The 12,981-nt window shown below is 56.7% G+C and carries 13 protein-coding genes; 6 read left to right on the top strand and 7 right to left on the bottom strand.

All coding sequences use genetic code 11. The annotated features are described in order from the left end of the window. Positions 1–156 precede the first annotated feature (156 nt). The gene (locus tag FZF01_RS16100; protein ID WP_150279100.1) at positions 157–528 is read right to left on the bottom strand and encodes a hypothetical protein; all 372 of its coding nucleotides are present in this window, start codon (positions 526–528) and stop codon (positions 157–159) included. A 239-nt stretch (positions 529–767) separates the two neighbouring features. Between FZF01_RS16100 and FZF01_RS16095 the strand changes: the two genes are divergently transcribed. Beyond that, positions 768–1,166: a GFA family protein gene (locus tag FZF01_RS16095; RefSeq protein ID WP_150279099.1), complete on the top strand. Its 399-nt coding sequence runs from the start codon at positions 768–770 to the stop codon at positions 1,164–1,166. 67 nt (positions 1,167–1,233) lie between these two features. On the opposite strand, the gene FZF01_RS16090 is transcribed toward FZF01_RS16095, so the two are convergent. Continuing rightward, positions 1,234–2,220: a YhdH/YhfP family quinone oxidoreductase gene (locus FZF01_RS16090; RefSeq protein ID WP_150279098.1), complete on the bottom strand. Its 987-nt coding sequence runs from the start codon at positions 2,218–2,220 to the stop codon at positions 1,234–1,236. 9 nt (positions 2,221–2,229) lie between these two features. After that, positions 2,230–3,249 (bottom strand): protease SohB, encoded by a 1,020-nt coding sequence (sohB, locus tag FZF01_RS16085; RefSeq protein ID WP_150279097.1) that lies wholly within the window; start codon positions 3,247–3,249, stop codon positions 2,230–2,232. Between the two features lie 175 nt (positions 3,250–3,424). Between sohB and FZF01_RS16080 the strand changes: the two genes are divergently transcribed. From FZF01_RS16080 to FZF01_RS16065, 4 genes are all read left to right on the top strand, one after another. Continuing rightward, positions 3,425–4,126 (top strand): histidine phosphatase family protein, encoded by a 702-nt coding sequence (locus FZF01_RS16080; protein ID WP_150279096.1) that lies wholly within the window; start codon positions 3,425–3,427, stop codon positions 4,124–4,126. A 56-nt stretch (positions 4,127–4,182) separates the two neighbouring features. Further along, on the top strand, positions 4,183–4,497 hold the full coding sequence (locus FZF01_RS16075) for an SCP2 sterol-binding domain-containing protein (RefSeq protein ID WP_150279095.1): 315 nt from the start codon (positions 4,183–4,185) through the stop codon (positions 4,495–4,497). Positions 4,498–5,223: 726 nt separating this feature from the next. Further along, positions 5,224–6,291: a phosphotransferase family protein gene (locus FZF01_RS16070; protein WP_150279094.1), complete on the top strand. Its 1,068-nt coding sequence runs from the start codon at positions 5,224–5,226 to the stop codon at positions 6,289–6,291. Between the two features lie 21 nt (positions 6,292–6,312). Continuing rightward, the gene (locus FZF01_RS16065; RefSeq protein ID WP_150279093.1) at positions 6,313–7,080 is read left to right on the top strand and encodes an SDR family oxidoreductase; all 768 of its coding nucleotides are present in this window, start codon (positions 6,313–6,315) and stop codon (positions 7,078–7,080) included. 40 nt (positions 7,081–7,120) lie between these two features. Here FZF01_RS16065 and FZF01_RS16060 read toward each other — a convergent pair whose 3' ends face one another. The 4 genes from FZF01_RS16060 to FZF01_RS16045 are packed head-to-tail and all read right to left on the bottom strand — an operon-like array spanning position 7,121 to position 11,163. Next, complete coding sequence (locus FZF01_RS16060) at positions 7,121–7,774, bottom strand: hypothetical protein (protein WP_150279092.1); 654 nt, start codon at positions 7,772–7,774, stop codon at positions 7,121–7,123. Between the two features lie 18 nt (positions 7,775–7,792). Beyond that, positions 7,793–8,632: an NAD(+) diphosphatase gene (nudC, locus tag FZF01_RS16055; RefSeq protein WP_150279091.1), complete on the bottom strand. Its 840-nt coding sequence runs from the start codon at positions 8,630–8,632 to the stop codon at positions 7,793–7,795. Between the two features lie 5 nt (positions 8,633–8,637). Then, a complete protein-coding gene (locus FZF01_RS16050) occupies positions 8,638–10,308 on the bottom strand; it encodes a ferrous iron transporter B (RefSeq protein WP_150279090.1) in 1,671 nt (556 codons plus the stop codon). 42 nt (positions 10,309–10,350) lie between these two features. Then, the gene (locus tag FZF01_RS16045) at positions 10,351–11,163 is read right to left on the bottom strand and encodes a crotonase/enoyl-CoA hydratase family protein (protein WP_150279089.1); all 813 of its coding nucleotides are present in this window, start codon (positions 11,161–11,163) and stop codon (positions 10,351–10,353) included. Between the two features lie 308 nt (positions 11,164–11,471). Here FZF01_RS16045 and nhaB point away from each other — a divergent pair, with 308 nt between their 5' ends. Further along, positions 11,472–12,977 carry a sodium/proton antiporter NhaB gene (gene nhaB / locus FZF01_RS16040; protein ID WP_150279088.1) on the top strand — a complete coding sequence of 502 codons (1,506 nt, stop codon included), beginning with the start codon at positions 11,472–11,474 and terminating at the stop codon, positions 12,975–12,977. Positions 12,978–12,981: the final 4 nt, after the last annotated feature.

Below are 12,981 nucleotides of genomic sequence, written 5' to 3'. Positions count from 1 at the left end.
TATAGACCATTAACCAGACAAGAAGAAAACCGGAGTCAGATCAGCATTGAGACTCTATCAATCTCACCGCGCGGCGCCATACGATAGGGTGCCGCAGCATCATCTCAGCTACCTTGACGGCGTTCAGTCGCATGCCGCTTTATTGGAAATGCCCCGCTACAAGCCCAGATACTCCGCTATCAAGAATGCCTCTCCGGCGCCTTCCTGCTTCCCGAAGTAGCTGACCGGCTCGCGTGTATCGTCCTCTATATAACCCACCTCGCAATCAATGTCGTACTTTCTGGCCAGGCTGTTAAACAGATTCACCGGAAAGTTGAGGTGGATATTTTTCTTTACCGGCTGGCTGATACCCAACTGCCATTGCTCGCAGTCGTCGCTATCGCACTCATTGATCAGGGTCACATCGTTGGCTTCGTTGGCGTCAACATAAGCCGTCAGAGCCGCTAGCAGCTCTGACAAATTCTGCTTCAGTTTCTTCTCCTGCTTTTCATCAAGGCGATCACATGCGATGAGAAGGTATATGAGCATCTGTATTTCCCGGGTTGGCGGTGTTGGCAAAGAAGCAGATTCATGTATCTGCTGGCAATATCCGATAGGTTAACCTGTCGCCAGTCAAAGCGCATACCTCGACCCGTTCAGGTGCCTTTACCTCCGTAGATCTACCGCAAAAAATACAACGCATCGATGCCATTGTGCTGAACTGCATTGGTAGCTTTAATAGCAATAGGCTGCTCTCACCAGTCAATTCAATATCAGGGAAATTAGCCATGCTCTATTCAGGACAATGCTTGTGCGGTGCCATCCGCTATCAACTTGACGGGGAGCCCCAGACGGCAGCCCTTTGCCATTGCCGAGATTGTCAGCGAAGCGCCGGCGCGCCGATGGTGGCCTGGGCCATGTTTGCGGAGAGCGCGTTGACTCTCACACAGGGCCAGCCCAAGACAATTAACTCTTCAGGTACCGCAATGCGCAGCTTCTGCCCCGATTGTGGCAGTGGATTGTTTTACCGCAATGCGGCGGTGCTGCCAGAGATCGTTGACGTACAGATTGCGACTCTGGACGATCCAGAGGCGCTGCCTCCGGCGGTACAGATACAGACGGCCGAGCGGCTTCACTGGATGTTGCAGGTTCAGGAGCTGCCCGAGTTCGAGCGATTCCCCTCTTGAGGCTGGTAGCCAACCTGCGCATCTGACCCCTTCAGTCAGATGCGCCCAGCCTGGAAAGAGGTGAAACCTAGTCCAGCCTGACCACCACACGCCCGACCATCTTGCCACCCAGGATGCGTTCAATCTCGGCTGGCAAGTCATCCAGACCGACTTCGTGCTCAAGAGCGTGCAGATCAGTTTTCCATTGCACGGAAAGACGATCCCACATGGAAGCCTTGACGACCAGGGGCTGCTCTACCGAGTCCACGCCCAGCAGATTCACGTTCCGCAGGATGAACGGCAGTACGCTGCCCTGGAACTGGGTGCCAGCGGTCAGACCGCAGGTGACGACGCTGGCGCCGTAACGTAGTGATTTGACCACGTTGAACAGAATGTCGCCGCCTACTGTATCCACTGCACCAGCCCACTGCTCCTTGAGCATGGGTTTTTCCTTGCCAGCTTCGAGCGCTGTACGATCAACGATCTGACTGGCGCCGAGCTTGCGCAGAAAGTCTGCCTGCAGAGCCTTGCCGGTAGATGCAGCAACCTCATAACCCAGACCCGCCAGCATGGATACGGCAATACTCCCCACCCCGCCGGTGGCACCGGTAACAAGCACCGGCCCCTGATCGGGCGCCAGCCCAGCCTGTTCGAGCTTGTCGATGCACAGCGCCGCTGTCAGGCCTGCGGTACCCAGCAGCATGCTGTCGCGCAGCGACAGGCCTTCGGGACGCTTGAGTACCCAGGCTGCGGGTACGCGAATGTACTGACCGTAGCCACCAGAGGTGTTCATGCCCAGGTCATAGCCCGTTACTATCACCTCATCGCCTACGTTTATCTCCGGGACCGCCGAAGCCTCGACGACTCCAGCGGCATCAATGCCTGGCGTGTGCGGGAAGCTTTTGGTGACCCCCTTGTTGCCAGAGGCAGAAAGCGCATCCTTGAAGTTCAGCGAGGAATACTTGACGCGAATCAGCACTTCGCCGGCGGGCAGGTCATCGACATGCCGAGTGGTCACCTTGGAAACATACTTGCCGTCTTCTTCACTGACGACCAGAGCCTTGAATTCAGACATGTTTTTCTCCTACCAGAAACGCTGATTGTGGAAGCGTGACACCCAAGTCAAAAGCAGCCGGTCAACAGTGGCAGACATGCCCGCCGACAACTTGTCCTGTAGCCGCTTGCGATGCACATAATGCACTTCAAAGACGTCCGCTTCGTGGATCATGCGACTAATGTACTGATCACTGGTAGAAATTTCATCCGCCAGGGATTTTTCCAACGCCTCGGTGCCAAACCAGATTTCTCCGGTAGCCACCTCGGCAACGTCCAGCTGCGGGCGGTACTGGCCCACGAAGGATTTGAACAGGCGATGGATATTTTCCAGGTCTTCCTGGAATTTCTCACGGCCCTTTTCGGTATTCTCACCAAACAACGTCAACGTGCGCTTGTACTCACCCGCCGTCAGCATTTCGTAATCCACATCGTGTTTCTTCAAAACACGGTTGAAGTTCGGCATCTGCGCGACCACGCCGATAGAACCGAGAATCGCGAAGGGCGCTGCCAGCACTTTGTTGCCGATACAGGCCATCATGTAACCGCCACTGGCAGCGACCTTGTCCACGCACACTGTTAGCGGCACACCGGCATCGCGAATTCGCACCAATTGTGAGGCGGCCAGGCCGTAGGCGTGCACCATACCCCCACCGCTCTCGAGCTTGATGACGACTTCATCTTTATCCGTGGCCAGCTCCAGCAAGGCGGTCACCTCGTGGCGCAGGTTATCCAGGGCGCTGGCCTTGATGTCACCATCAAAGTTCAACACATAGACACGCTTGCCTGTTTCAGTGGATTTCTCTTTTGCCTTGGCTTTTGCCTTGCGGCTCTTGAGCAGCGTTTTCAAAGCTGCCTTGTTCAGCACCGCGTGCTCAAGCTTCTCCGTCATGCGTAGCAACTGCTGATTCAGGGGGACTACGGTCAGCGTGCCCTCTTCGCGTTTATTGCGCTGCTTGAGCGAAGCAATCATTGCGACAATCAGAAACGCCGCCATTACAAAGGTAAATGCCTTTGCGAGAAACATCGTGTATTCAGCAAGCCATTCCACAAGCGCACTCCAGCCAATAACAGGGGGTTGAAAATAATATAAACAAGCATACAGGATGAACCGATGCGGGGGCGCTGAGGTACCACAAGATGATTCAAACAAGCGTATGGTTTTCTGTTGACACACTCCACGCCGCCCCATACCCTCGTGTCTTGTTAACAAGACAGGTGACATCGTGGGTAGCATCTATCTGATTCGGCACGGCCAGGCTTCCCTGGGTGCAGCAAACTACGACGTACTCTCCGATATGGGCATAAAACAGTCCAAATTACTCGGTCAGTTCGCGCATTCCAGCGGCCTCAAGTTCGACCGCTCCTATTCGGGCGAGATGCAGCGCCAGATCGATACCGGCCGCCACGCCCTCGCGGAAATGCCCGGCTCTGGAACAGACATTCTGATCGAGCCGGCATTCAACGAGTATGCCGCCGACGAGGTCATGCGCACCTACTTGCCGCACCTTGAGCAAAGCGAACCCAAGGCCCGTTACTTTGTCGAGAACGCCGGCGAGTACCGCAAGGAGTTCCAGAAAGTATTCAGCAAGGTAATCACCATGTGGATTACCGAGCAGAACGAAGTGCCTGGTTGTGAGCCCTGGTCCGCTTTTGTTGCTCGCGTGAAGGCAGGCTTGAGTCGTGTCATGGAGCAGGCAGGCCGCGGCGAGAATATTGCCATTTTTACTTCGGGCGGCACCATTACCGCTGCCCTGCAACTGATCACGGATATGCCAGCCACCAGCGCTTTCGAGCTGAACTGGCAAATAGTGAATACCTCTGTAAGCCGTCTACAATATGGTAGAAGCAAAGTCAGTCTGGCCTCGTTCAACAGCCAGGCGCACCTTGACGTACACCAGCAGCCAGACTGGGTCACTTACAGATAACCAATGGCGCCAGGTTTCTACCTGCTGCTTTCAAGCATCAAAACAAGGACTTAGACATGAGCAACGTTGCAGAAATTACCCAGAAGATGGAAGAGAAGTTTAACCCGTCCGCCGCTGCCGGTCTGGACCTGGTTTTCCAGTTCAACATCGAAGACGACAGCAACTTCAACGTCACCATCAAGGACGGCACCTGCGCCATCGCCCAGGGCGATGCCTCTGCACCCAACGTTACCCTGATCATGGATAGCGACACCCTGAACGGTGTAATGACCGGTGAGACCGACGGCATGCAAGCTTTCATGGCTGGCAAGCTGCGCGCCGAAGGCGACATGATGCTGGCTCTGAAACTGGGCGAACTCTTCCCCGCGTAAGAAGCAAAAGCAGCACAAGAAACCGGAGCCCAGCTCCGGTTTTTTATGTTCGGGGTTTGTTCAAGCTGCGAAGTGTCCTGAAACTCTAAATGGATCCCCGCGTTCGCGAGGATGACGTTTGGGGGAGAGCTCGGCTGTTTTCTGACACTCCGACTGGATCCCCGCCTTCGCGAGGATGACGTTTGGGCGAGAGCTCAGCTGTTTTCTGACACTCCGCCTGGATCCCCGCCTTCGCGAGGATGACGATTGGGGAGAAGCTGGTATTTCCCTGAGGCACCGTTTGGGTCCGGCACTCGCGAAGATGGCGCCTAACGAAAAACCGTCATTCCCGCGAAGGCGCGAATCCAAGCGGTCTCGGTACTAACCGCGCATCCTGATAGCTGACTCAATCTTCTGAACTTGAACTTGAACTTGAACTTGGACAGCACGCTATCAGCCACGCAAAAGCCCAAGAAGCGTCCCGGCTGGTCAGGGTGGAGAAAGTGTCTGAAACAGGGACGTTTCTGACAAGCCTACAAGGACGTATTCACGGCGTCTTTCGCAACCCTGCCCAACCGGGGTGCACAGACACCGTGCTAGCCGAAAACAACCCCGCAAAATAGCCCCAACCAATCCCCCAACAACACGAACCCTGATAACCCCATTCAAACGAGCGTTTGGCTTGTTACAAACCGCGGCCTGCATTAGATTAGCTGATTGTCCATGACCACCATTATAAGGAAAGCCATGAGCGCAACAGACCAGGCTACCCAGATCCGCGAAGGCGAAGAGCTCGACGTACAGGCCGTAGACCAGTACCTCAAGAGCCAGATCCCGGGTCTTGAAGGCACCCCGACCATCACCCAGTTTCCCGGCGGCGCGTCCAACCTGACCTATCTGGTCGCCTACCCCGATCAGGAATTTGTACTGCGTCGTCCACCGTTTGGCAAAAAAGCCAAATCCGCCCACGACATGGGCCGCGAATACCGGATTCTCAAGCAGCTGGGCGAAGGCTTCCCCTATTGCCCCAAGGTCTATGCCTACTGCACAGACGATAGCGTGATCGGCGACGAGTTCTACGTGATGGAGCGCATCGAAGGCGTGATTCTGCGCTCCGAGCTGCCAGACGACCTGGGCCTGGATGAGACAAAGACGCGGGAGCTGTGCAAGAGCTTTATCGACAAGTTCGTCGATCTGCACAATCTCGATTACGAGGCCTGTGGCCTGGGCGACCTGGGCAAGCCCGAGGGCTACGTGAAGCGTCAGATTGAAGGCTGGATCGACCGCTATCAGAAAGCCGCCACGCCGGATGCCCCGGACTGGAAAGCCGTAATGCAATGGCTGCGCGACAAGATGCCTGCCGACCACCACAAGCCTGGCCTGGTGCATAACGATTACCGCTTCGACAACGTCATCCTCGACCCGAACAACCCGATGGAGATCATCGGCGTGCTGGACTGGGAAATGACCACCATCGGTGATCCTCTGATGGATCTGGGCAACACCCTGGCCTACTGGATTCAGGCCGATGATCCGCAGCCTGTGCAGCTGATGCGCCGCCAGCCAAGCCATGCGCCCGGCATGCTGACCCGTCAGGAGTTTGCTGATTACTACGCAGAAAAAGCCGGCATCGAGATCCCGAATCTGGATTACTACTATACCTACGGGCTGTTCCGGTTAGCCGGCATCATGCAGCAGATCTACTACCGTTTTTACCATGGCCAGACCAAGGACAAGCGTTTCGGCAGCTTCATTCACATGAACAAGCTGCTGGAACAGACCAGCCTGGCTGTGATCGCCAAATCCACTCTCTAACCCTTTGAAGAGGACGCTAATATGCAGAAGACACAACTGTTTGATCTGGATGGCAAGGTAGCACTGGTCACCGGTGCCAGCCGCGGAATCGGCGAGTCCATCGCCCGACTGCTGGCTCAGCAGGGCGCCCATGTCATCGTTTCCAGCCGCAAGATTGAAGGTTGCCAGGAAGTGGCTGATTCCATCGTTGCCGCCGGCGGCAAGGCAACAGCCGTTGCCTGTCACATCGGTGAAATGGCGCAGATCACCGCGGCCATCGAGAAAATTCGCGCTGATTTCGGCAAGCTGGATATTCTGGTCAACAACGCTGCCACCAACCCCTACTTCGGCAACGTGCTGGACACCGATCTGACCGCATTCCAGAAGACCGTAGATGTGAACATCCGCGGCTACTTCTTCATGTCTGTAGAGGCAGGCAAGCTGATGCGTGAAAACGGCAGCGGCACTATCCTCAACGTAGCCTCAGTGAACGGCAGAGTGCCTGGCGACATGCAGGGGATCTACTCGATCACCAAGGCAGCCGTCATCAACATGACCCAGGTGTTTGCCAAGGAATGCGCCCAGTTCGGCATTCGCTGCAACGCCCTGTTGCCAGGTCTGACTGATACCAAGTTTGCTTCGGCGCTGACCACCAATGACTCGATTCTGAAAATGGCACTGCAGCGTATCCCGCTGCGCCGCGCAGCGGATCCGAGCGAAATGGCCGGCACTGTGTTGTATCTGGTAAGCGAAGCCTCAAGCTACACCACCGGTGCAGCTATCAATGTTGACGGCGGCATGCTCGCCTGAGTCGTTGGCTGGTCCGGCGCCCGCCGGACCGGCGTTCCTTCTACTGTGAACGCTGCATGGCGTTCATTGCCTGCCGATTCATGGGTACCGGGGTCAATCCCGTTTCACCAATCTCGATCCCGAAACGAGCGCCCTCAGCCATGGGTATGAAACGCACCACAAATGCGTCAGTTTCAAGCAGCGCCCCACTATCGAGTCTATCCAGCCATTGCCAGGCATCGCGCCAGGCGGGTGTTTCATGCAACACGCCGGTGTACTCTGCAGAAGCCAGCCCCCGCTGCTGTTCAAGGGTCAGATAACGGCCCGTAAGCCGGTGCAGCCGGTAACCGTCCTGCAGGCCAATGGCATGGGCCAGACCACTCCACCGCAGGACCTGGGCGTCAAGCTGCCACAGGTCACCCTCGAGGACAATCGACCGAGGCTCGGTACCCGCCGAAAAAAGCAGCTCGTACTGCTGGGGCCCCACCTTGCGAAACTCCAGGGTAGCTACGTTGGCGCCGGGGTCGAGCGTCTTAAACTGTTGAATCTCCCAGGCCACGATCCCCAGGGCGCAGGCGAACAGAACACCCAGCAGAAGCAGATTGCCCTTGAGCCAGGGCAATAGCCAGGAAAGACGCCAGCCGGCTCGAACAACGGCAAACAGCATGAGCGCAACAATGACCAGTACCAGACCGGCCAGACCGTAGTACTGCATGGTAGCTCCTGTGTTTTCTCAGGCCGGAACGGGCGGGAGGGGTTGACCGTCAAGACGGGCCAGGTGACAGTCGATCAGCCAGCGGGATATGGTTCCCTGGGGTGGGATCCCCGGCAACTGATCAACCGGCCACCATTCAGCTTCCTCTATCTCGCCCGGCTGGGGCACTATCTGACCGCCGACATAGCGAGCATGGAAGCCCATCATCAACGAGTTCGGAAAAGGCCAGTTCTGGCTGCCCAGATATTCCAGCTGATCGACCTCAAGGCCCACCTCCTCCATGACCTCACGGTGCAAACATTCTTCGACCGACTCGCCCGGCTCGATGAAGCCTGCCAGAGTGCTGAAGAAGCCCGGACGAAAGTGCGGGGCGCGGGCCAGTAGAACTTCGTTATCGCGGTGAATGAGCACGATGATACAGGGCGCCAGTTTGGGATACTGGCGTAGGTCACACTGCGTGCATTCCATGGCGCGTTCTTCGCCCCGCGGTTGCATGGGGGCGGAGCAGCGGCCACAGAACCGATGACTGTCATACCAGGCGTCAAGCTGCTGGGCCAGGCCGAGCAAGCGGAACAGGTCATCATCAACCTGGCCGATCAAACCACGCAGACCGTGCCAGGTGAGACCCGGCACCTGTGCCGGATCGCTGATACGCAGCATATGACAGGGCTTGTCATCAAGGTGCCCGAGCAACAACTGATGTTCAACATTGCCGAGAAATCGCACAGCGTCAGGCTCAAGCAGGAAACGCCCCTGCAGCATTCCGAACTGCTGTTCATGGTAGATCACTACCCAGTCCTGATCGTCTATCCTCGACGTTCGAGTAGCTGGCACAAAACGTTTTGAAGTCAAACTCATGCTGCTCAAGCTCCCGCAACCTGGTAACCGAGTTCAGCCAGGCTCTCTTCCGCCATGGCCAGAACCTCGGTGTTGGCGACGACCGAACGCTCGGCTGATTCAAGATAAAATTCAATACCGGTGAGGGCGTCTGCCAACACCTCCAACTGCTGCGCCTGAGGTGGCGCCTGCTGTTCCAGCATGTTTTTCTGAACAAAACATGCCGACTGGTGAATGATATTGCCCGCTCGACTCATGCCGAGGAAAATCAGACCGCCGCGCACCGATTCCAGCGTAGAGGGCACGTTCATCAGGTGCATCAGGTCGTTGCCTGATTCCATATAAGCGGTGATGGCGCGCTTGGCCAGAGACAGCCCCGCCTGGGACTCCTCGATCAAGACGATACGCGCCTCCCGCAGCTCTACCGGCTCGCCGCTGGAGGCCGGCCCGGCACCCGGCGCCGGCCCCACGTCACTGCCCTTTTCATCCAGGCGATTGACGGCTGTCTCGGCCTGCAACACCGCGTCGGCGACCTTTTCCAGCAACGGCATATCGTTGGCTTGCCAGCTCCGCAACTGCAGAGCGGCATCCTCTATGCCACTGGCGACCTCTTTGAGGTCAAGCATGGCTAGGGTTTTCCACAAGCGTTGCAACGCAGCAGCCAGGGTGTCCAGGGATTGCTCGGCGTCGCCTGCATTGCGTGCCAGAAGGTCCAGCAGATCCTTGATCGCAGTGATCTCCTCACGCAGGGCATCGGCAACCGAGCGCATCACATCCACACCCGGCCCCCGCAAACGCAGAAAGGCTGACTCCAGCTCCACTTCGGTGTAGCCGGTGTCTGGCAGGTTCAGAGCTTGCCTGGCCTCGTTGCAGCGCTCACAGCTGGCATCACCCATGGCGACCAGGTAGAGCAGCTCGCGTAGCAGATGCGGATGAGATTCCAGCCCTGCGGAGGAGCCTGCGCTCCGTTCCCGGATAACACGATCGATCCGTGCAAAAAGTTTCTTGCGCGACGCAGTCAGCTGTAGAGGGGTCTGTTCAATCGCTTCCAGGGCGGCAGCAGCGGCCCAGCACAGAGTAGCGGCCTCGCGATCAAGGCGGTTTTCCCAACGCTGCAAGGCACGCAGCATCAGCGGGGCCGAGCCAGCTACCCCCTCTCCGCGGATAATGCCCAGCAGACCCAGTTGATACATCTGTCGCAGGCGATTGAAGGTGCGTTTGTCCAGGGGCTCTGCCGAGTCACTGCCACGTAGATCAAGGGGTAGCTCGGCAGCGGAAAGCGCGTAGAAGTGACTTTCCGGATAAGGCGCAACGCCAGAACGGTGTGAGCGGAGTTGATTGATGGCCGGCAACAATAATTCAGGGCGTTCGAAACCCTGATGACGGCACTGCTGAAGATAGCGCTCCAGCAGGAAAAGACCATCACACAGGGCAGAAAGAGGCTCGTTGCGATCATCGCCCTCGTGCTCGGGAATATCGGTTGCAAGAGCGATCATCTCTGTCAGCAGCAGCGCCGCACCGCGAAGTTCGATGAGCTGCAGAGTGCCGCGCAACTGGTGCAGGCCTTCGATCGCCTGCTGCAGCAGACTGCCGTTATGTCGATCCTCGAGAAACTGCTGCAGCAGATCCTCGACCTCGCCCATGCTGGCAAAAAGTTCTTCCCTGACAAGATCCAGTGATGTGGCACCCGTTAGCATCGCGTTTTCTCCTAACTTCCCTGCCGTCAGCCAGACGCCTTATCAATCAGCGAATTCAGCTGTTTTCTTGGCCATGTGGGCTGCCATTGCCAGCTTCATGTCTTCTGACTGAAGCATGGCTGCGTTCCAGGTGGCAATGTAGTTGAGGCCGTCTTCGACACTGTGATCACGACTATAGCGAATCATTTCCTTGGTGCCCCGAATGGCCAGCGGCGATTTGCTGGCAATCTCGTTGGCGATGGCCATGACTGAGCTCATCAGTTTTTCATGGTCAGGCTGAATACTGTTGACCAGGCCCATTGCCGCAGCCTCATTACCGTCAAAGGCGCGCCCGGTATAGGCCAGCTCCCGCATCATGCCATCCCCTATGAGGTGCGGCAATCTCTGCAAGGTGCCTACATCTGCAGCCATGCCCATGTCGATTTCCTTGATTGAAAAATGCGCGTCGGCAGTGGAATAACGCATGTCGCAGGCAGAAATCAGATCGATCGCGCCGCCAATACAATAGCCATGGATTGCGGCAATGACCGGCTTTCGGCACTGATCGACCGCATTGAAGGAAGCCTGAAGGCGCAGGACGTTGCGGCGGATAATTTCAGCGTTGCGGCCAATGTCCGTGGTCATCTTGTGCGATGCGCCAGCCAGCATCATCAGATCAATACCTGCAGAAAAATGCTTGCCGGCGCCCGAAACTACCACCACCCGTACACTATCTGTCTGATCTATCCAATCAAACGCTGCAATGATCTCTTCCCAGAACAACGCGTTCATCGCATTGATCTTTTCCGGGCGATTGATCTGGACGTGCGCAACGCTGGCATGCTGTTCAACCAGTAACGTTTGGTACTCGGGCATATATATGTACTCCGGCAGTGGTATTGCCACACTGGGGCAACGGCGTATAACTCAAGACTGTTACAAAAGGCTGAATATAACAAGTATATGGATCAACGGCATAGCCGATCATTCTGACGCGAGAGGTTACTAACTGCTCAATGACGACGTCTGCTGTATGATTGCGTGCGGAAAATCCATCCAGGCGCACGGTTACAGGCCGCCAGGATCGAGGAACACTCTGAATAACGTCTCGGGAATACCCTTCATGTGACTGGAGGAGACGCCATTCAGAGCATTCTTCCCCTCCCTTTAAACAGGATTTCCCGATGACCACCTCCGTCTTGCCTGCGCTGGCAAACAACTTTCTGGGGCAAGCCCCCGGATGGTACAAGCGCACTATTGTTGCTTTTCTGATTCTGAACCCCCTGCTCCTATGGGTGGCCGGCCCTTACATAACGGGCTGGATCCTGGTGCTCGAATTCATCTTTACGCTGGCCATGGCGCTCAAGTGCTATCCGTTGCTGCCAGGCGGCCTGCTGGCGCTGGAAGCCCTGGCCATCGGCATGACCAGTACCGACGCCCTGTATGCAGAGGTTCTGACCAACTTTCCGGTCATTTTGCTGCTCATATTCATGGTTGCCGGCATCTACTTCATGAAAGAGCTGTTGCTGGTAACCTTCACTCGGCTGATTCTTGGAATACGATCAAAGTCGCTGATGGGGCTGTCTTTCTGTCTTGTCGCGGCGGTGCTTTCGGCATTCCTTGATGCGCTTACTGTCACCGCCGTGATCATCAGCGTGGCGGTAGGATTTTATGGTGTCTATCACAAGGTCGCTTCAGCAGGATCGAATCCTGAGAGCCCGACCGAGAGCGGAGACGACGAGGACGACGAGCCTCTGCACCGCGAACATCTCGAGGAGTTTCGCGCTTTTTTGCGCAGCCTGTTGATGCACGGGGCTGTGGGTACGGCTCTGGGCGGCGTATGCACCATGGTCGGGGAGCCGCAGAACCTGTTGATCGCCCGCGTGGCTGACTGGGACTTTGTGGAATTCTTCCTGCTCATGGCGCCGGTCAGCATGCCCGTTCTGGCTGCAGGCCTGACGACCTGTCTGCTGCTGGAGAAAACCGGCTGGTTTGGCTACGGGGCACGCCTGCCCAGACCGGTAAGGCGTGTTCTGGAAGAATTTGCCCGCGAAGAAAAGGCCAAGCGCAAGACTCCGCAAAAAGTCGCATTGGCGGTACAAGCGATTGCCGCCGTGCTACTGGTTGCCGGGCTGGCACTGCATGTAGCCGAAGTCGGTTTCATCGGTCTGATGGTGATTATTCTGATTGCCTCGTTCAACGGCATCATCGATGAGCATCAGATTGGCAAGGCGTTTCAGGAGGCCCTGCCTTTCACGTCCCTGCTGGTTGTCTTTTTCGCGATCGTGGCGGTGATTCACGAGCAGCATCTGTTCAGCCCGATCATCCACGCTGTACTGACGATGTCTCCCGAGTCGCAGCCAAGCATGTTCTTTATCGCCAACGGACTACTGTCGATGATCAGCGATAACGTATTCGTTGCTACCGTCTACATCAGCGAGATAAAGCAAAGCCTGGACAGTGGCGCTATCAGTCGCGAGCAGTTCGAGCGCCTGGCCATCGCGATCAACACCGGGACCAACCTGCCCAGCGTTGCCACCCCCAACGGCCAGGCAGCCTTCCTGTTTCTGCTCACCTCGGCGGTTGCTCCGCTGGTGAGGCTATCCTACGGACGCATGGTGTATATGGCCCTGCCTTATACCCTGGTGATGGGCGGCGTAGGCCTGCTGGCAGTCAATCTCTGGATCTGAAGCC

The organism is Halopseudomonas salina, assembly GCF_008641105.1.
Note: the sequence above shows the minus strand (reverse complement) of the source record. Positions and strands in the feature narration are given on the sequence as shown.